Below are 19428 nucleotides of genomic sequence, written 5' to 3' on the forward strand. Positions count from 1 at the left end.
GGCGCGCCACTGACCGCAGGCGGCGTACAATAGCGGCGAACCCTTCACGGAGCCCCGCCATGTACCTCGACACCGCTAACCTGACCGACATTCAGCATTATCGCGACCTCGGCATCCTCAAAGGCATCACCACCAACCCGACCCTGCTCAAACAGCACCCCGCGCCGCGCGCCGAACAACTTGCCGCCATCCTCCAAACCCACCCTGAGCGGCTCTTTGTGCAAGTGCTGGGCAACGACGCTGCCGCCCTGGTTCATGATTTTGGGCAACTACTCGCCCTTTTTCCTGATGCGCCGCTCGGCATCAAAGTCCCCATCAATACCGAAGGATTACGTGCCGTCAGAGAAATGCGTGCACAGTGGCCGGACATCCCGCTGCTCGGCACCGCCATCTACTCCGCCGAACAGGCCATCCTCGCCGGCATCGCCGGCTGCGCCTACGTCGCGCCCTATGTGAACCGCATGGAAAACAACGGCATTGATCCGTATGCCGTTATCGCCACCGCCCGCCACTACTACGATGAACACGCCATCAACTGCCGCATCATAGGCGCAAGTTTCAAAAACACCCAGCAAATCCTGCACGCCCTCGACGCTGGCGCCCACACCTGCACCATCCCGCCGGAACTGCTGCGGCAAATGCTGGAAAAAACCGTCGCCAACGAAGCCATCCGCGTTTTCAACGCCGACGGCGGCTTATAAATTCACCGCATCTCTTCTCGCGCCAAGCGGCGTAAACACTGGGCCCGTCAAGCGGTGTAAACACTGGGCCCGCCAAGCGGCGTAAATACTGGGTTCGCCAAGCGGCGTAAATACTGGACCTACCAAGCGGCGTAAACACTGGGCCCGTCAAGCGGTCACAGGTATCTACCTATCTCAGTAGTTGTAGAAATAGCTGCGGAAACAAAGGGCAAATACCTCTCCGTCTGCGGGACTGGGACAGCTCGCCCCGCTAGGACGAGGCGAGGCTGAAATCACTCGCATCGGCGACGAATCCTGCCCATAACACCCGTATTTATCCCGCTTGGTGGCCGTTACTCCTGTGCCTGTTTCAGCGCCGCCACCGCCGTATCAAAATCGCGCATGAAGTTCTCTTCGCCAAGCAGGGTCAGTACGCCGCTGCGGCTCAGACTGGCACGGACTTGTTCGTTTGCCCCGGAGATGAGGACGCGGATGCCGCGTTTGTGGAAGTCGGTGATGACGCGTTCCAGGGTGAGGATGCCGGTCATGTCAATGTACGGCACCCAGCGCATACGCAGGATAACGGCGCGCGGCTGGGTGTTGATGTCGGCAAGGGTTTTTTCGAATTTTTCCATCGCGCCGAAGAAGAAGGGGCCGTTGACGATGAACATTTGCACGTCTTCTGGTAGCGCTTTGCTATCGCTGCTGTGCTCGCCTTTTTTGACTTCGACCGCTTTCGCCATTTGTCCGAGGAAGTGCAGAGTGGCGAGGATGACGCCGATGTTGACCGCGACGACAAGGTCCACAAAGACGGTGAGAGCGAAGGTGATGAGGAAGAGGGCGTTGTCGGCGCGCGGGGCGCGACGCAGCATGTTGAGGCAGCGTTTCGGCTCGCTCATGTTCCAGGCGACCTGGAAGAGGATGGCGGCCAGCGCGGCGAGCGGGATGTTGGCGGCGAGCGGTGCGGCGACCAGCAAGATGAGGATGAGGGTCAACGCGTGAACGATACCGGCAAGCGGGCTGTTGCCGCCCTGACGAATATTGGTCGCGGTACGGGCGATAGCGCCGGTCGCAGCAAAACCGCCGAAGAAGGGGGTGATGATGTTGGCAAGCCCCTGGCCAACGAGTTCCTGGTTGGAGCTGTGGCGCGTACCGGTCATGCCGTCGGCGACAACCGCCGAGAGCAGCGATTCGATAGCGCCAAGCATGGCGATGGTGAAGGCGGGCAAGATGAGTGTGGTGATTTTCGTCCAGCTGAAATCCGGCAGGGCGAAGGTTGGCAGTTTTTGCGGGATGCCGCCGTAGGCCGAGCCGATGGTGGCAACGCCGTCAAACTGGCAGAGGCTTTGCAGGACGGTTGCCGCGATAAGTACCCACATCGGCGACGGGATGCGGCGCAGCAGGGCGATTTTCGGCACGATGATGAGCAGCGCCAGCGACATCAACGCGAGACCAGTGGTGGCAAGGTGCATCTGCGGGAAGCTGCGCAGTAGTGCCCAGATTTGTTCGTGGAAATGCGCGCCCGTCGCTTTCGGCAGACCAAAGAAGGAAGCCCATTGCCCGACCCAGATGACGACACCGATGCCGGCGGTGAAGCCGAGGATGACCGGCATCGGGATAAAGCGGATCATGGTGCCGAGGCGGAAGAGACCCATAAAAAACAGCATCACGCCGGCGAGGACGGTGGCAATTTGCAGGCCGTCGAAGCCGTATTGCGCGGTGATGCCGGCGAGGATGGCGATGAAGGCGCCGGTGGGCCCGGCAATTTGTACGCGTGAGCCGCCGCAAACCGAGACGATAAAACCGGCGACGATAGCGGTATAGATGCCCTGTTCCGGTTTGACGCCCGTTGCGATGGCAAAGGCCATGGAAAGCGGCAGGGCGACGATGCCGACGATGATGCCGGCGATGATGTTGCGTAACCAGTTCTGGGGGGCGAAGAGCCCGGCACGACGGGCTTCTATCCAGGCAAACATGAAATCTTCCTCAAAAAATCACGGATTCTACGCCGCGCGCGGGCCTACGGCTACTGGATTTCCCGCCTGACGCTGTCTATAATCGCGCGCACTTGGGGGCGTTCCTGGATTCGACGGGGATGACAAGACTCCAGGTGCATGTCGAGGATGAAAGAACCTCGTAAATCCCTTTCAAATCAATAGTTGCAAACGACGACAACTACGCTTTAGCGGCTTAATTCCCGCTGACGCTCACTTGAATGTGTCTGTACGTTCAAACTGAGTGGCATTTTTACAGAACCGCTGCTTATCGCGTCCGCCGGTAGGCAGTCAAATCAAGCGGAATCGTGTGCGGGTTGCCTGGCCGTTGGCTGCACGCCCATTAAATTAAAAACGTGCCTAAACATGTAGTACCGAAGGTTGCGTGTTTCCGGACGGGGGTTCAAATCCCCCCGCCTCCACCATTACAAATGCTTATACCGTCCTAAAACCGCTGAATATCCAGCGGTTTTTCTTTATCTGCCGTCCTATACCATCCAATAAAATCCTGTTGCATCCAGCCCAATCTGTGGGGCAGAACGTGGGGCATCTGCCCTACCCTATTTTTAGCCCCACAAATGCTTACCAATGTCAAAGTGCGCGCTGCGAAGACACGGGAAAATCGCTACCGTCTGCATGACGCCGACGGTTTGTCGTCAGAAGTACGCCCGAACAGCAGCAAGTTCATGGAAGCTGCGCTACGCAGAGGACATCAATCCTTGTCATAGAGTGCCCACACCGCTTCCGCAACTGCTAGCGGCAAGCCTTCGTCATAGTCGGGGAAATCGGCATCGACATCAACGTGCTGCTCACCCGCAATGGTTTCTAGCATGGCAGGTGGCGTTTCGCGCTGGCGCGTGATGTTGTCGTACTCAAACGGATAGGCGCCGTCTGTTTCATAGGGATTGAAATACACGGCAGCGTGGGGATAGAAGCCGCTGGTATAGCGCGCTTCCAGCAGGCGGCAAAACTGCCAGGACGCGCGCTCGTAATCAGGCACATCCGCCTCGGCGGCAAACTGCATCAACCAGTCCGCGCCCAGGTTCCAGTACATGGCGAGTATCGCGGCGCGATCGGTCTCAGGACGGTCGGCAAGCCAGCGCAACGCGCGGGCGTTGCCATCGTAATTCGAGCGCTGCACAAAGCAGAACTGCTCGGCGGGCGACGCCTGCGCGAGATGGGCGATGATTATTTGATGCGCACGTTCGTCGCGGGTGTCTTCAAATGGCTCCAAGCCAAATCCGGTGTTCATGGCGGGGGCTCCTGAAAAGGAAAGCAGAGGGTGCGGCACGGTGTTATTCAATAGTCGCCCAGCGGTCTAGCGGGGCAGATATGTCAGCGATTTTTTGATGAGTGATCACCCTCACGCCGGTGATAAGGGCGACGATGCGCACCTATTTGCTGTCATGCATCAGCCCCGTCAGATGGGTTTTCTTGTTCATATTGCCCTTCATAAAAGTAGGCGTAGGCGGCGGCTTCCAGATCACCGTTTCCCGTCAGCAGGTTATCTGCTTCGTCGTAGAGCCGGTAGGTTTGCTGTTCGGCATCGCCAATGGGGCAGCTGCCGTCCAGCCCCAGCAGGAGGGTGTAGTAGGCATCGGTCAGCAGCAGGGATACGGCTTCTTTGAGGAGCACGGTTTGTCTGTCGTCCAGGTGCAGGTCGCGGATTTTGGTATTCGCCGCGCTGGGGCAAGGACCCTCGGCAAAGGTTTCCTGCGTCATGCGCTTTTTTTCGAGGTAGCAGTGGCGGGCGAAGGTGGCGGCGTTCATGGGCGTCTTTAGCCGAGTTGGCGCAGGCAATCGCGGATGAGCTGCGGGCCGTGGTAGATGAGGCCGGTGTAGATTTGCACGAGGTCGGCACCGGCATCGAGTTTGGTTTGCATGTCAGCGGCGCTCATTACGCCACCGGCGGCGATAAGCGGGATGCTCGGCAGACGGGTGCGGATTTTGGTGAGGATGGCAGTCGCGCGCGTAGTGAGCGGCGCGCCGGACAGCCCCCCTTGTTCGCTGCCGTGCATATGGCTGGCAACGGTGCTCTTGTCGAGGGTGGTGTTGGTGGCGATGATGCCGTCGATGTCGCAGGCGGCGATGGTGTCGAGCAGGTCGTTGAGCGCGTCGTCATCGAGGTCGGGGGCAATTTTGACGACGATGGGGACGTGTTTTTGTGTGGAGGCGGCAAGGCGCTGTTGTTCGCTCTTGATGCCTGTCAGCAGGGTACGCAGGGCAGCACCGTGTTGCAGGTCGCGCAGGCCGGCGGTGTTGGGTGAGGAGATGTTGATGGCGAGGTAGTCGGCGTGTGCCCAAGCTTTCTGGATACCAATGAGGTAGTCATCCAGCGCCTGTTCGTTCGGGGTGTTTTTATTTTTGCCGAGGTTGATGCCGAGGATGGCGCGCGGACGGGGCGTGGCGGTAACGCGCGCGATGAGGGCGTCGATACCGTCGTTGTTGAAGCCCATGCGGTTGATGATGGCCTGGTGTTCGGGCAGGCGGTAGAGGCGTGGGCGGTCATTGCCCGGCTGCGGGCGCGGGGTAACGGTGCCAATTTCGATGAAACCCAGTCCAGAGCGGTCGAAGGTGCTGATGGCGACGCCGTTTTTATCCAGCCCGGCGGCGAGACCGAGGCGGTTCGGGAAGGTCAGCCCCAGCAGTTCGGCGGGCTGGCCGCCTTGTCCTTTCGGCATGATGGTCGGGAAACGGGCAAGCGCGCCGAGGGTGAGGTCGTGCGCTTTTTCGGGGTCAAGGCGGAAGAGTAAGGGACGGGCGAGGTAGTAGGGGTTCATGTGGGGGTTCCGGTTTTTATGGGAGCGGCGGGGTTGCTGGGCTTTGTCGCTACTGCGTTTTAGCCAACCCTCCGCTGTTTCCCGCTAAAACGCTCGTTTTTATCGGGAAACGGCCACGGAGGGAGGGGCTTTTGTCGTCTAGGAAGCCTTTCTCTTTATGCGTTTTTTGCCGCGAAGGTTTGCATGTAGTTAATGAGCGCTTCTACGCCTGCTATCGGCATGGCGTTGTAAATGCTGGCACGGATGCCGCCAAGCAGTTTGTGCCCTTTGAGGCCGGCGAAGCCTTGTGACTCGGCTTCTTGCCAGAAGCGGGTATCGAGTTCGGGTGAGGGGGTGCGGAAGGTTACGTTGGTACGCGAGCGGTAGGCAGGCGGCACGTCGTTCTGGTAGTAGTTGCTGCGGTCGATGTAGTCGTAGAGCAGGCCGGATTTGGCGATGCTTTCCGCTTCGAAGTGGGCGATGCCGCCGCTGTCTTTAATCCAGTGCAGGACTTTGTTCAGCATGTAGATTTGCCAGGTCGGCGGGGTATTGAACAGGCTGTTCGCCGCCGCATGTGCCGCGTAGGTGAGGAATTTGGGTACGCGCGGGTGGTCTTTGATGAGGTCGCGGCGGACGAAAACGAGGGCGAGACCCGCCGGCGCAAGGTTTTTCTGCACGCCGCCATAGACGATAGCGCAGCGTTCCCAGGGGATGGCGCGGGTGTAATAGTCGGATGAGGCATCGATAACCAGCGGCACAGCGGCGGTCGGGTAGTCGCGATATTGCACGCCGCTGATGGTTTCGTTGCTGGTGAGGTAGAGGTAGCGGCAATCGGCGGGCAGCGGCGGCAGGGCATCCGGCAGGGTGGTGAAGCCGCTATCGCGCCCCGTCCAGATTTCGCGGGCATCGCCAACACGTTGCGCTTCTTTCAATGCTTTTTCCGCCCAGATGCCGCTGTTGATGTAGGCAGCGCTGCCGCCGTCGGCGAGCAGGTTGAGCGGGATCATGTCGAATTGTTGGTGCGCGCCGCCTGCAAGCAGGAGCGGCTGGAAGTCGGCGGGTGCGGCGATGAGTTCTTGTGCGAGTGCCAGGGTTTCTTCATGCACGGCTTCGAAACGTTTGCTGCGGTGGCTGATTTCCAGCACGGACATGCCGCAGCCCTGGAAGTCGAGCAGTTCGGCCTGGGCGGATTCGAGGACGGCTAGCGGCAGGGTGCAGGGGCCGGCGGTGAAGTTGTAGATGCGGTGGGTCATGGATGCCTCTCTTGGGGTTTTAGGGGATGGTTCAATGTTTGCGACGGTTTATTTTATCGCCGCGCGGGCGGTCGGATTGGGGGTGGGTTCGGCGATTTTGTAGAGGGTGTTGCGGTCAGTGTGATGGAAGGGTTGTGCCCGGTCGGGAATGATGAGCACGGTGTCCTGTTCATAGCTCCAGCTACCGTCGGGATGGTGGGTGACGGTGATGGTATAGCTCTCGGTTTTGAAGGCGTGTTCGAGGAAGGGGTTGGAAAGGATGCCGTTTTCAAGGCTGCCGCGCCCGGCACGCAGGGTGAAGGTGGTGGCGTCGGCAGCAGCATTGCCGACAGCCATCGCGGTTTGCCCGCGCGGAATGGCCAAGGTAAGGATAACGTTGCCAGTGGCGGGTTCCCACAGCCAGTAACCGACCTGGTCGTGGAAGGTTTCGACGCCACCCGGCTGGAGGATATGGGTGTGATAGCGCAGGCCGTAGTAGAGCTGCGGGCCGTTGGTCTGGGCATCAATGGGCTGGAGTTCGTAGTGTTCGATGTAGGGGTCATGGTGCGCGCCGTCGGCTTTGGGATTGGTGTCCATGCCTTTTTCGCCGCGCCAGATGCCCGCCATGCGGGCAAGCGGGCCGAGATGGGCAAGGGTGTCAGGATCAACGGCAGCTTCGGTATAGACGTCTGTGGGGTATTTCATGCGTATGTTCGGTGTTCGAGGTGAATCAGTTCGGCAAGGGCAGCGAGACGCAACGGGTCTTTGCCCCAGCGGGGGTGATGCAGGCAGCGCATCCACAGCAGCGGACGCACGGCGGCCTGAATGTCGTGCACGACGGTGGGCGACAAGGTGCGAGTGTGGGCGTGCCACAGACGGACGGCAGCATCAAGGTGGCCGCGCTGTTTGAGGATGATGGCGGTGGATTGCAGGTAGCAGAGGTAGTCGCGGCTTTCGCAGGCGGTAAAGGACATGTACTGCCCGGGGTCTTCTTCGAAATCAATGAATCCCGTACTGCCGTCGGGGCAGGCGATGATGTTGCGCGCGAAGGGCTCGCTCAGGTATTGCCCGTGTTCATGCACGGCGCGGATGGCATCAAGGCCCTGTTGCCAGCGGGTGAGGTCGTCAGTTTCGTGCTCGATGCACTCAAGCAGGGTGTGTTCACCAAGATGAGTAAACATGATGCCGTCCGCGCTGCGCGCGAGCAGGTGCGGCACATGGACGCCGTGCGCTTCCAGGATTTGCAGGCGCTCGGCCTCGGTCGCGATGACGGCGCGGCCGCCGGGGTTGGGCACGGGTTTGAGCGCATTGAGGTGGAAAATGGCGGCGAAGTAGCCGATTAGGGTATAGCGCCACTGCGGGATGCTTTTCCCTGCTTTACGTACCCAAACGGTTTCACCGCTGGCGAGGGTATGACGAGCGATATTGGTGGCTTGTCGGGGCAGGATAGCGGCGAGCGCCACCTGATAGGGGTTGTTGTTCATGATCATGATGGCGGTTGGTTTGTTGTTGTTATGAGTGGCACGGTAGCGCGCGCGGTTATGCGGTGCAAGTTTTTGTCATGAGGAGATTTTTGCAGCTGTAGGGCGGGGATTTTTATGCACCTTGCTGTTTTGCGCGTTAAGCGGGGTCGTGTGATAAAAAACCGCGCCGGAGCGCGGTTTTTTGTTGGGTCTTTACAGCAGGTTCACGGTAAGCAGGGTCCAGAGGATGATCAGCGCGGGACCGATTAGGCCGACGCTGACACCGCCCAAGCGGAATTCGGACTGTTTGAGCAATCCGGTGCTGTACGCGATGGCGTTCGGCGGGGTGGAAACCGGCAGGAAGAGGGCACACGATGCCGAGAGGCCGATAACCAGCGGCAGGATGAGCGGGTTAGCGTCACCAGCGAGTGCCGCTGAGGACAGGGCAACGGGGACGAGGATGGCGGTCGCCGCCGTGTTACTCATGAAGTTGGAGAGGCCGACGGTAACGAGGGCGAAGAGCACAACCAGCAGGTAGAAGTTGACGTGAATGTGTTGCAGTTTTTCAACGTAGTAGTTGGCGAGGTGGTGTTCTTCGATGGCAAGACCGAGGGCGAGACCGCCTGCAACCAGCATCAGGGTATCCCACGGCAGGGCGCGCACGTCTTTGCCGTTGAGGATACCGGTGAGCGTCAAACCGGCGATGGGGATGCCGGAAGCAACAGCGATCGGCATGCCGAATTGTTTGGCGGTTAGCCACAGGAAGAGGGTCAGCACGAGGATGAAGATCATCAGGGCTTCTTGCAGTTTGCTGACTTCTTTCGGCGTGTCGGGTTCGGCATAGAGGAAGGCGGTGTCGAGTTTATCGCTGCCGATTTGGTAGGTGCTGGTGAGGATGCGCCAGAAGGCCAGGGTAAGGATGATGGCCAGCGGCATGCCGACGATCATCCAGCCGAGGAAGGAGATGTGGATGTCTTTGGCGGCCAGCGCACCGATGGTGATGGCGTTTGGCGGCGAGCCGACCGGTGTGCCCATGCCGCCGATGGAAGCGGCGGCGGGGATACCGAGCAGAAGGGCGCGGGCAAAGTTGCCTTTGGCGTTGCCGTACAAGGGTGCTGCGGTCGCGATCATCATCGCCGTGGTCGCGGTGTTGCTCATTAGCATGGAGATGAACGCGGTGGCGAGCATCAGGCCGAGCAGGACGTATTTGGACTGGCGCCCGAAGAGCGGCAGGAGTTTTTGCAGCAGTTTGTAGTCAAGGCGGGTTTTTTTCATGCCTTCGGCGAGGAAGAAACCGCCGAGGAAGAGCATGATGATGCCGTCCGACCAGGTGCGCACGTAGATACCAACGTCAAGGCCGTCTTCTTTGCCAAGCGCGAAAACAAGGTAACCGACGATGAAGATGCCGACGGCAAAGGGTGCGGCGGCTTCGGTGACCCAGAGGAGGATGGAGAAGTAGAGGAGGAAGAGGACGCAGTGCTGCGCGTAGGTGAAGTTTTCGCCGGCAGTCACGAGCATCAGTACCAGGGCAAGGGCCAGCGAAGCGGTGAAGAGGAAGATTTTCTTCGTCGCCTCCGGCGGCAGGATAAAGATGCTGTCGGGGTTGCGGGGTTTCATAGGGCCTCCTAAGGGTGTTTAGACAACGGGTTTTTGACGGTAATAGAGCAATCCGGGTAACGCCAGGCCGAAGACGAGCGCGGCGAGCAGGAAGCCGGTTTGCACGAATTGTTCGACCATCGTCGCGAAGCGTTCCGGCGAGTAGCCTTCTTTTTCGATGAGCACCAGCGACAGCATGGCGCGGTAGGCAGAGAGGCCGGGGAACATCGGGATGACGGCGGCGACGGTAAAGACTTTGGGATGGGCGCGGTGGTAGCGCCGCGCCAGCCACACGCCGAGCGCGCCGATGAGGCTGGCGGCGAAGAAGGTGGCGAAGACGGGGCTCAGTTGCAGCATTTGCAGCACGGTGCGCGTTGCGTGCCCCAGCGCACCGAGGGCGGCGCAGTATTTGAGGGCGCGCGGCGGCACGTTGAACAGGAGGGCAAAGCCGACGGCGGGGATGGCGGCGAAGAAGGCGTCGTTCGCGAGCAGCCACAGGATTTCCAGCACTTTCATACGCCGCTCCAGTTGTCGATACCGAGCAGAGCCAGCGCCGAGACGATGCCGAGGCAGGTGCCGAGGGTGAGGACGGTGGCGAGCGCCCAGCGGCCAATGCCCATGTTCATGTAGCCTTTCAGTACGTCGGAAAGCGAGTTAATCAGCGGGAAGCCGGGAACGAGCATCAGCACGGCGGCAGCCATGGCGATATGCGGGTCGTTGCCGATGTGGTAACGCACACCGAGGCCAGCAATCAGGCTGGTGAGGAAGGCGGTCACCATGAAAACGAGCGCCATGTTGAAGTGCAACCCGGCCAGCCATTGCCGCAGCCGCATCCCGCACAGGCTGGCGGCGAAGGTGAGGCCGCACACTGCCCAGTCACCGCCGGAAAGGCGCGCGAAGCAGGCGCAGGACAGCGCCACCATGACGAGCACGAGCTGCGGCGGGTAGGGGCGCGGTTGCAGGTTGGCGAGTGCCTCGCGCACCGCGTGGCGATCCATTTGCCCCGCCTCACAAGCGAGCATGATGTGCTGCACTTCGCTGACCACCGTCATGTTCACGCCGCGATCAACATTGCGCCGCGCGGTAGTGATGCAGAACTGGTTAAAGAGGGTGGTGAAGACGATGGAATTGGCGGTGAGGGCGCAATCGACACGCGTCGCGCCGAGGGCATAACCAAGGCGGGTCGAGACATCCACCACCACTTTGCTTTCCGCACCGTATTGCAAGAGCAGCAGCGCCGCCTGGATGCATAAGCGGGTGACTTCGTGCTGCGCTTCTTCATCAAGAACGATCATGGCCAAGTTCCTCCAGATAAGCCGCCAAGCGGGATATTTCCCCGCTTGCGGTGGTATGCGACAGGCTGATACGCAGGCTGTGCGCCGCTGCGTCATGAAGCCCCATCGCCTGCAAGACGTGTGAACCTTCGGCGGCAGAAGTGCAGGCCGAACCCGCCGCCAGCGCAATCCGCGCCGCGTCTGCCTGACGCAGCGCCTCGCCTGAAGGCACACCGGTAAAGAGATTCACGATATGCGGCACTTGCGGCGTCTGCGGCGGCACGTTCACATGCATGGACGCAGGCAGGGCAGCGAGCAGTTGCGCGCGCCTGGCGGCAACCGTTGCCCCGTTCGCCTCACGCCCCGCTTCCGCCTGCGCGGCAGCGGCGGCAAAGGCGCGTATCAACGCCAGCGGTGATGTACCGCTGCGGCGGTTGCGTTCCTGCCCGCCGCCGTGGGCCAGCGCCTGCAAACGCATCTTCGGCAGGCGGCGCACAAACAGCGCACCGATGCCCTGCGGGGCACCGCATTTATGCCCGGAAAAACTGACCAGGTCGGCATCCCAGGCGCGCACGTCCACCGGCAACTTGCCCAGTGCCTGCGCCGCGTCCACATGGAATTTCGCCCCCGCCGCATGGACACGGGCGGCAATCGCGGCAAGCGGCTGCACCACGCCCGTTTCATTATTCACGGCCATGACGCTGACCAGCGTCGGCGCGGTTTGCAAGGCGGCATCGAGGACGTCCATATCCAGCAGGCCGTCGCGCTGCACCGGCAGCACCGTCACCTTCGCCGTTTTCGCCAGCGCCGCTGCCGTATCCAGCACCGCCTTGTGCTCCGTCTGCACCGTGAGCAGATGCGGCTGCTTGACGCCGTGGTACCACAGCGCACCTTTCAGGGCGAGGTTGTCCGCCTCCGTTGCACCGCTGGTGAAGACTATCTCGCGCGGGTCGGCGTGGATGACCGCCGCAAACTGCGCCCGCGCCGCTTCCAGCGCCTGTTTGGCGGCAAGACCGGGGGCATAGGTCGCGCCGGTGTTGGCGGGGAAGCGGGATAACGTCTCGACGAATACCGCGAGCGCCGCCTCAGTCACCGGCATCGTCGCGGCAAAATCAAAATACGCCCAGCCGTCGAGGCTGCCGTCAATCGCGGCCATGGCTCTGCCTCAGCGCCGCGTTTTCCGCTTCCAGCTTCGCCACGCGCTCGCTTAACTGCTCCAGCATCGTCATCACCGGATCGGGCGCATCATGCCCGACCGCATACGCCTCGAATTTCTCGCCGTCTTCATTGCGGATACGCACCGCACAGGCCGGCACGCCGACCACCGTCGTGTACGACTCCACATCCTTCACTACCACCGCGTTGCTGCCAACGCGGGCATGGTCATGCACCGTGATCGCGCCGAGCACCTTCGCGCCTGCGCCGAGGATGACATTCGAGCCAATAGTGGGATGACGTTTGCCTTCGTTCCAGGTCGTGCCGCCGAGCGTCACCCCCTGATACATACTGACATCATCGCCAAGCTCCGCCGTCTCGCCGATGACGATGCCCATGCCGTGGTCAATAAAAAAACGGCGCCCGACACGCACCGCCGGATGAATCTCTACCCCCGTCGTCCAGCGCGACCACAGCGACAGCCAGCGCGCCAGCCAGTGCAGGCCGATACCCCACAGCGCGTGCTGCATGCGGTAATGCACCACGGCGCGGAAGCCCGAATGCAAAGTCAGCACCGCCCAGCGGCTACGCACCGCCGGATCACGCGCAAACACCACGGAAAAATCCTCACGAATCAATTGGAACCAGTTCATATCGCCTCAATGTATCGGAATCAGAAAAGCGGTCGTCCGCTTGAGAAAAACAGGGGCGATTATAGCGGCGTCTCGCGCGGGCGGGGCGGCGAAGGCGCAAACGGCGGGCAATTAGACGTATAGCGGTCATTGAATGGCATGGGTACCCTGCCCTACTATCCTGCCCATCATCCACCCAACGGAGAACACCATGAAAAAACAGCGCCTTTTCAGCCTGCTTCTCGCCTGTGCCGCAGGCAGCGCGTCTGCCGCCATCCTCTGGCAAGACCCGCAGGAGGCTTACACAGCGGGCTATTTCCACTACGCCAATGCCGACTATATTCAGGAGTTACCGCACGAACCGCAGGCAGCGGCAAAACTGGGGCAGTTATGGGGCCTCTTTGCGAGTGAAGCGGGTGAGGCGCTGGCCTCGCCACAGTGGCGGGGCTGGCAGCGGGCGGAGCAGCTGTACCGCGACGGCAGCTATCAGGAAGCGCTACAAGCCTTCCTGCCGCAGGCGGAAGCGGGCAACCTCCTCGCACGCCTGCGCGTCTATCAACAATACATGGACGGTAAAGGCACGATAAGCGATGACGCCCAGGCACGACGCTGGTTTGAAGAAACCGTTACCCAATCGCGTGCCCAGGCCTATCCGCTCTATGACGCCTTCCTGCACAGCGACGACACGGAAACCCACTACCAGCTGGGGCAGATGTACCTCTGGGGCGCGGGCGTGCGCGAAGACTACAACAAGGCGGCGGGCATCATGCAGGTGCGGGCTGCCGCCGGACACGCAGAAGCGATGGATACTCTCGCCGATTTATACACAGACGGCTGGGGCGTGGCAGCCGATCCCGCGCAGGCTATCCACTGGCGCGAACAGGCAGCGACACACGGCGATGCGGCAATACGCTACGCCACCGCTTCCTGGTATCGCGACAACGCCAAAAACGACGGCCGCGCCCGCTATTGGTACGAGCAAGTGGCGGCAGACGGGAAAGACCCGCTGCTGACGGCGATGGCCCTAGACGATCTGCGCGCCCTCGCCACCCTGCGCGGCGACACGGCGCAAGCACAAACATGGCGCGACCGGGCGATTACCGCTTGGCAGCCGCTGGCGACGAGGGGCGACCTTTATGCCCAATCCCGCTTGGGCGAACTACTACTGCAACGAGGCCAGGCCATCGATTTGCCACAGGCGCGGGAATGGCTGGAAAAAGCCGCCGCGCAGGGCGATGCGGCAGCGGAAAAGCACTTGCAGGAATGGCACGACGGGACAACACCATAGTGTTGAGCCGCTTGGCAATCCGCAAAGGCGCAAGCGGCATTAGCCCCCCGCCTGATGGCGATCGCTCATCGTTGTGGTAAAAATGCCCTCACCGCAAAAGAACCGGAGGAAAAATCATCATGTCCACCCGCCCCATCATCGCCTGCATCCGCCTGATGCGCCTGGACGCCCCTATCGTGCCATTACTGCTCGCCTGGACCTGTCTGTGGGGGCTGTGGCTGGCAGGCAGCGGCCGCCCGCCCGCGTACACCGTCTGCATTTTCCTGCTCGGCGCCTGGCTGACCCACTCCGCCGGCTGCGTCTTCAACGACCTCGCCGACCGCAACTTCGACGGCCATGTCGAGCGCACCCGCAACCGCCCGCTGGTGCGGGGAGAAATCAGCGTCACCGCCGCCGTCGCCCTCGGTATCATCCTGATGCTGCTTAATTTTCTGCTCGTCCTGCTGCTCAACTGGCAGACCATCCTGCTGGCCATCGTCTGCGGCATCGTCATGCTGCTTTACCCGCTCAGCAAACGCTGCTTCCCCGCGCCGCAACTCATTCTGGGCATCGCCCTTGCCAGCCCCATCCTGCTCGCGCAAACCGCCCTCCTCGGCACCATCACCCTGCCGGGCGTGCTGTTATACGGCGCGGGCATCTGCTGGACGCTCATCTACGACACCTTCTACGCGCTGGTGGACCGCAACGACGACCTGAAAATCGGCCTGCGTTCCAGCGCCATCACCATGCGCGGCCGCGAACACCGCTTCCTCGCCGCAATGATGACGCTGATGCTCGCCCTGCTGCTCTCCGCCGGATACGCCGCCGCGCTGAATGTCTGGTACTACGCGGGCATCCTTGGTGCCACCCTGCTCTTTGCCTGGGAATTGTGGGATACCCGCCACTTTGAGCGCGAACGCTGCTTCCGCGCCTTCCTGCATAACAACTGGGTCGGCGCCGCCGTCTATCTCGCCCTGGTACTCGCCTATCTGCCCTAGCGTGGGGGTTGCGACAAACGCCATCGGGCGGAATTTGCCGTCAAACGGCGGCTCTCATGCATTTATTGGAGGATTTCATGACTTGGTTACGTCAATGGCTGGCTGCGTGGTTATCAAAACGGGAACGGGCGGCACCGGATGCATGTCCGGCTTTTGCGTTGCGCATCCCCGCTGATCATCCCCCGTTGGATGACACCCCCGATCATCCGGCAGATTTTGGTCTTAAAGCTTGCTGGCTAGCGGTGAAGACGGCAGAGCCGGAGCAGGTGCTGACGCTGCTCAAGGCGCAGGATGTACGCCGTGCCAACTGGCAGAGCGGCATTGATGCGGCGTACTGGGCATGTCACGAGAAATATCAGGAAAACATCTATGTACCGTTCATCTCGCCACCTGTACGGGGCTGGGTATTCGTCGTCGGCGTACCGCCGCTGGAAGCAGCGCACTTACCCACTACGCAACACTTCGAGACGCTGACCGCGCCGCTTGTTGCCCATTTTCCTGAGGTGCAGGCTTTTGGCAGCTATCGCGTGGTGGATTATGTCGCTTGGGCCAAAGCCGTTGATGGGCAATGGCTGCGTCGTTTTGCCTACGCCGACGGTGAGATTTTGCAGAATGAGGGCGCACAGACAGCGGAAGAGCGGCAATTGGGGCTGACTGAGCTGCACGGACTGGAATTTGCGGAAGGGGAATTTGAAGCCTGGGTAGATTGCGACGGCAGTGATGAGTTCATGCCGCTGAAACTGGCGGGGCTATGGAGTGTCAATCCGGACGACTTGCCGGAGATGGATATCGCACCGGGTATCGGCTGGGTTGGGCGGATTTTCTGAAATGCGCCGCTGGGCGGGATATAGTTGAATAGATAAAAAAGCGTAACAAGGCGCGTCGCCGCAGACAGTACAGGTAGTACGGCAAGGCGACGCAACGCCGTTACGATTTTTTAGATGTTTAACTATAAAACCTGGACTCGCGTCAAGCGGCGTAAATACTGGGCCCGTCAAGCGGGATAAATACTGACCCTGCCAAGCGGCGATTTCGCCGGGTTCGTGGATACGTCGCCTGCAATGTCTCAAAGACAAAAAATCGCATCGTTTCCCCACTTGTGGCCGCGCTTTCCCAAAACGCAAAAAGCAGGCTGCGGCCTGCCCGGCGGGCTGAAGCCCGCCCTACGCCCGCTGGGCTCGCCAAGCGGTGCAAACACTGACCCCGCTAAGCGGGATAGTTGCCGGGCGCATCAGGCTTTTTCCAGTTTGGCGTAGGCCAGTACCAGCCATTTTTCCCCGGCATCGGTGAAGTTCACAAGGATGCGGCGGTGTTCGCCGCTGCCTTCGAGTGCGAGTACGCAGCCTTCGCCGAATTTGGGGTGGCGCACGGTCGTGCCAAGGGGAAAGGGGGCGTCGTTTGTGGCACTGGCGGGCGTCGCTACGCGGCTTTGCCGCATTTTGCTGATGCCGCTGTACACCATCGGGCGCACCGCTTCGGTCAGTTCCGCCGGGATTTCGTGGATGAAGCGCGAGGGCTGCGGGTAGGTGTCCTGCCCCTGGAAGCGGCGGCGTTCGGCGAAGCAGAGGGTGAGGTGCTGTTCGGCGCGGGTCATGCCGACGTAGGCGAGGCGGCGTTCTTCTTCGAGTTTTTCCGGGCTTTCGCAGGCGCGCTGGGTCGGGAACAGGCCTTCTTCCATGCCAACGATGTACACGTTCGGGTATTCGAGGCCTTTGGCGCTGTGCAGGGTCATGAGCTGGACGCTGTCCGTGCCTTCTTCTGCCTGACCGTCGCCTGCGTCCAGCGCAGCATCGGCGAGGAAGTCCATGATGCGGTCGCTGTCGGGATCGGTGGTAAGGTCGATGTAGCTGCCGGCGTTGATGAGTTCGTCGAGGTTGTCGCGCCGCGCTTCGGCCTGTTCGCTGTGTTCGGCTTCAAGGGCAGCGTAAAGGCCGCTATCGTGCACGGTGTATTCGAGGGCTTTTTTCAGCGAGGGTTCGTGATTGATTTTGTGCGCGAGGTCGTCGATGAGGCGGACGAAGTCGCGCAGGACGTTTTTGGCGCGGGCGGGGTAATGGCTGTTGATAAGGGTGTCGTTGGTGAGGATTTGCCACAGGCTGACGCCGTGCTGTTGCGCGTGCTGGCGCAGGTCGGCCAGGGTTTTCTGGCCAATACCGCGCGGCGGGGTGTTGATGATGCGTTCGAGGGCACCATCGTCATCGCGGTAGCGGGCGAGACGCAGGTAGGCGAGCGCGTCTTTGATTTCAGCGCGCTCGAAGAAGCGCAGGCCGCCATAGACGCGGTAGGGCAGGCGGTGCTGCAAGAGCATTTCTTCGAAGACGCGCGATTGGGCATTGGAGCGGTAGAGGATGGCGCAGTCGTCGTAACGGCCGCCTGCCGCCTGCCAGCGCTGGATTTCGGCGCAGATGTAGCGCGCTTCGTCGTGTTCGTTAATGGCGGGATAGATACGCACGGCCGCACCGCGCGCGCCATCGCTCCACAGGGTTTTGCCGAGGCGCTGGCTGTTTTGTGCAATGACGGCGTTGGCGGCATCGAGGATGGTCTGGGTTGAGCGGTAGTTTTGTTCGAGGCGGATGGTGGCGAGGCCGGGGTAGTCGTGTTCGAGTTGCAGGATGTTTTCGACGCGCGCGCCACGCCAGCCGTAGATGGACTGATCGTCATCACCAACGACGAAGAGTTGCGCGCCGCCCGCGCTAAGTTGCTGGACGAGACGGTATTGCAGGGCGTTGGTGTCCTGAAATTCATCCACGAGGATGCTCTGGAAACGCTGCTGGTAGTTACGCAGCACGTCGGCGTGGTGGGTAAAGAGTTCGACGGTGAGCAAGAGCAGTTCGGCAAAATCCATCGCGCCTTGCTGGCGGCAGAGGCGTTCGTAATCGGCGTAGAAATCGCGCACGGCGATGTTGGTCGGGTGCGGATTGGGCGGGATATCGGCCGCGCGCAGGCCGTCTTCTTTCCAGGCGTTGATTTGCCAGACTAGCGCTTTTGGCTTGATGTGGTTTTCGTCCCACTGCCGCGCGCGCATCATGCGCTTCACCATGCGCAGCTGGTCATCGCTGTCCATGATGATGAATTGTTCCGGCCAGCCGAGCAGCGTGGCGTGGCGGCGCAGCATACGGTGGCAGATGCCGTGGAAGGTGCCCATCCACAGTTGTCCAAGCGGACGTTCCAGCGCGGCTTCGAGACGCTGGCGCATTTCGCGTGCGGCTTTGTTGGTAAAAGTGAGCGCCAGCAGACCGTAGGGCGAGATGTCTTCAACCGCCATCAGCCATTGCATCCGCTGTACGAGGACACGGGTTTTGCCGCTGCCCGCCCCGGCGATGATGCGCAAGGCGCGCGCCGGATGGGTGACGGCTTCGCGTTGGCGTTCGTTCAAGCCGTTCAGGATTTCGCTGACATCCATATGTGTTCTCCGCAAAAATGCGGGCATTATAGTGGCTGTCTGCGGCAGCTTTGGTAATGTTTGCCGAAAGGGCTTGACACCCCCCTGCCCACTCGGCATAATCGCGCGCCTTGTTTCTTCCTCTTTCTCCATTAAGGCTACGTAGCTCAGTCGGTTAGAGCACATCACTCATAATGATGGGGTCCCCTGTTCGAGTCAGGGCGTAGCCACCAAATCCTCTCTTTTAACTCCCGTTTCCGGCGCCTATTTGTTGCAAATTCATTGCAATTACTTTAGTATCCGCCGCCTCAAACACGAAACGGTAAATCTCAATATGTTTTTCAAAAAACCCGACACTGAACGGGCAGTTACTTTTGCCGATTTTGAACACGGCGAAGATTGCCCCTGCTGCACCCGCAATTCCCGACGCACTTTCCTGAAAACTGCTGCGATCGCGACTGCGGGTCTTTTGTTACCTGCTGACTGGGCCAAAGCGGCCATCAGCCGCGAGCGGATGATCAAGATGCACAATCCGCACACCGGCGAAAATATCCGCGCTGTCTTTTGGTCTCCGGAATATGGCTATATTCAGCCTGCCATGGATGAAATCAGCAATTTCTTCCGCGATTTCCGCCAGAATCAGATTGTTTCTGTGGATATTGACCTGCTCAATATCCTCCACTACATGCAAAGCAACGTCGGCAATAATGCGACAATCGAATTGCACAGCGGCTACCGCTCACCGGCTACCAATTCCATGCTGGCGCGTCGCTCCAAGAATGTCGGCAAGCAGAGCTATCACATGAAAGCCCAAGCTGCCGACATTTCCATTCAGGGTTATACCTCGCGGCAATTGCGTGCAATGGCACAACGCCTCAATGCGGGTGGTATCGGCATTTATCGCGGTTCGAATTTTATTCACGTGGATTCCGGTCCGGTACGTACTTGGTACTACTGACAGATGAATACGAAAAAGCGGGCGTCATGCCCGCTTTT

At 60.6% G+C, this 19428-nt stretch carries 18 protein-coding genes, 1 tRNA gene and 1 other RNA gene; 7 read left to right on the forward strand and 13 right to left on the reverse strand.

Features of this window, described 5'->3' with window-relative positions; all coding sequences use genetic code 11:
• Positions 1-59: 59 nt before the first annotated feature.
• Positions 60-701: a transaldolase family protein gene (locus LG374_RS01685; RefSeq protein ID WP_225756085.1), complete on the forward strand. Its 642-nt coding sequence runs from the start codon at positions 60-62 to the stop codon at positions 699-701.
• A 332-nt stretch (positions 702-1033) separates the two neighbouring features.
• Here LG374_RS01685 and LG374_RS01690 read toward each other — a convergent pair whose 3' ends face one another.
• Complete coding sequence (locus tag LG374_RS01690; protein WP_225756086.1) at positions 1034-2656, reverse strand: SulP family inorganic anion transporter; 1623 nt, start codon at positions 2654-2656, stop codon at positions 1034-1036.
• A 94-nt stretch (positions 2657-2750) separates the two neighbouring features.
• Here LG374_RS01690 and ssrA point away from each other — a divergent pair.
• Positions 2751-3099, forward strand: a transfer-messenger RNA (tmRNA) gene (gene ssrA, locus LG374_RS01695).
• 287 nt (positions 3100-3386) lie between these two features.
• Here the strand turns inward: ssrA and LG374_RS01700 are convergent.
• The 11 genes from LG374_RS01700 to cysE all read right to left on the reverse strand — a co-directional run bounded on the left by LG374_RS01700 (position 3387) and on the right by cysE (position 12806).
• Positions 3387-3926, reverse strand: a complete 540-nt coding sequence (locus LG374_RS01700) for a DUF4274 domain-containing protein (protein WP_225756087.1) — start codon at positions 3924-3926, stop codon at positions 3387-3389.
• 152 nt (positions 3927-4078) lie between these two features.
• Positions 4079-4444, reverse strand: coding sequence for a hypothetical protein (locus LG374_RS01705; RefSeq protein WP_225756088.1), 366 nt, complete (start codon positions 4442-4444; stop codon positions 4079-4081).
• A gap of 8 nt (positions 4445-4452) precedes the next feature.
• On the reverse strand, positions 4453-5454 hold the full coding sequence (locus LG374_RS01710) for a quinone-dependent dihydroorotate dehydrogenase (protein WP_225756089.1): 1002 nt from the start codon (positions 5452-5454) through the stop codon (positions 4453-4455).
• 155 nt (positions 5455-5609) lie between these two features.
• On the reverse strand, positions 5610-6686 hold the full coding sequence (gene serC / locus LG374_RS01715; protein ID WP_225756090.1) for a 3-phosphoserine/phosphohydroxythreonine transaminase: 1077 nt from the start codon (positions 6684-6686) through the stop codon (positions 5610-5612).
• Between the two features lie 48 nt (positions 6687-6734).
• A complete protein-coding gene (locus tag LG374_RS01720; protein ID WP_004142322.1) occupies positions 6735-7370 on the reverse strand; it encodes an FABP family protein in 636 nt (211 codons plus the stop codon).
• A complete protein-coding gene (locus LG374_RS01725) occupies positions 7367-8155 on the reverse strand; it encodes a hypothetical protein (protein ID WP_225756091.1) in 789 nt (262 codons plus the stop codon). The genes LG374_RS01720 and LG374_RS01725 overlap by 4 nt, the downstream gene beginning before the upstream one ends.
• Before the next feature lie 186 nt (positions 8156-8341).
• Positions 8342-9745 carry a DASS family sodium-coupled anion symporter gene (locus LG374_RS01730; protein ID WP_225756092.1) on the reverse strand — a complete coding sequence of 468 codons (1404 nt, stop codon included), beginning with the start codon at positions 9743-9745 and terminating at the stop codon, positions 8342-8344.
• A gap of 18 nt (positions 9746-9763) precedes the next feature.
• Entirely contained in the window at positions 9764-10240 is a 477-nt protein-coding gene (locus LG374_RS01735) for a threonine/serine exporter family protein (RefSeq protein ID WP_225756093.1), read from the reverse strand.
• On the reverse strand, positions 10237-11019 hold the full coding sequence (locus LG374_RS01740; protein WP_225756094.1) for a threonine/serine exporter ThrE family protein: 783 nt from the start codon (positions 11017-11019) through the stop codon (positions 10237-10239). Before LG374_RS01740 ends, LG374_RS01735 begins: the two co-directional genes overlap by 4 nt.
• Positions 11006-12154: a cysteine desulfurase family protein gene (locus LG374_RS01745; protein WP_225756095.1), complete on the reverse strand. Its 1149-nt coding sequence runs from the start codon at positions 12152-12154 to the stop codon at positions 11006-11008. The genes LG374_RS01740 and LG374_RS01745 overlap by 14 nt, the downstream gene beginning before the upstream one ends.
• Positions 12141-12806, reverse strand: coding sequence for a serine O-acetyltransferase (cysE, locus tag LG374_RS01750; RefSeq protein WP_225756096.1), 666 nt, complete (start codon positions 12804-12806; stop codon positions 12141-12143). The genes LG374_RS01745 and cysE overlap by 14 nt, the downstream gene beginning before the upstream one ends.
• Positions 12807-12996: 190 nt before the next feature.
• Here cysE and LG374_RS01755 point away from each other — a divergent pair, with 190 nt between their 5' ends.
• The 3 genes from LG374_RS01755 (at position 12997) to LG374_RS01765 (ending at position 15877) form a co-directional block, all read left to right on the forward strand.
• On the forward strand, positions 12997-14073 hold the full coding sequence (locus LG374_RS01755) for a tetratricopeptide repeat protein (RefSeq protein WP_225756097.1): 1077 nt from the start codon (positions 12997-12999) through the stop codon (positions 14071-14073).
• A 119-nt stretch (positions 14074-14192) separates the two neighbouring features.
• Positions 14193-15050: a 4-hydroxybenzoate octaprenyltransferase gene (locus LG374_RS01760; RefSeq protein ID WP_225756098.1), complete on the forward strand. Its 858-nt coding sequence runs from the start codon at positions 14193-14195 to the stop codon at positions 15048-15050.
• A 77-nt stretch (positions 15051-15127) separates the two neighbouring features.
• Positions 15128-15877 (forward strand): hypothetical protein, encoded by a 750-nt coding sequence (locus LG374_RS01765; RefSeq protein ID WP_225756099.1) that lies wholly within the window; start codon positions 15128-15130, stop codon positions 15875-15877.
• Positions 15878-16281: 404 nt separating this feature from the next.
• Here LG374_RS01765 and uvrD read toward each other — a convergent pair whose 3' ends face one another.
• The gene (gene uvrD, locus LG374_RS01770) at positions 16282-18453 is read right to left on the reverse strand and encodes a DNA helicase II (protein WP_225756100.1); all 2172 of its coding nucleotides are present in this window, start codon (positions 18451-18453) and stop codon (positions 16282-16284) included.
• A 135-nt stretch (positions 18454-18588) separates the two neighbouring features.
• Between uvrD and LG374_RS01775 the strand changes: the two genes are divergently transcribed.
• Positions 18589-18665: transfer RNA gene (locus LG374_RS01775), tRNA-Met, on the forward strand.
• A 35-nt stretch (positions 18666-18700) separates the two neighbouring features.
• Positions 18701-19390, forward strand: a complete 690-nt coding sequence (locus LG374_RS01780; RefSeq protein WP_225756101.1) for a DUF882 domain-containing protein — start codon at positions 18701-18703, stop codon at positions 19388-19390.
• The last annotated feature ends 38 nt before the right edge of the window (positions 19391-19428 follow it).

It is taken from the genome of Cardiobacterium sp. Marseille-Q4385 (assembly GCF_916618745.1).
In the GTDB taxonomy this organism is placed as follows: Bacteria; Pseudomonadota; Gammaproteobacteria; order Cardiobacteriales; family Cardiobacteriaceae; genus Cardiobacterium.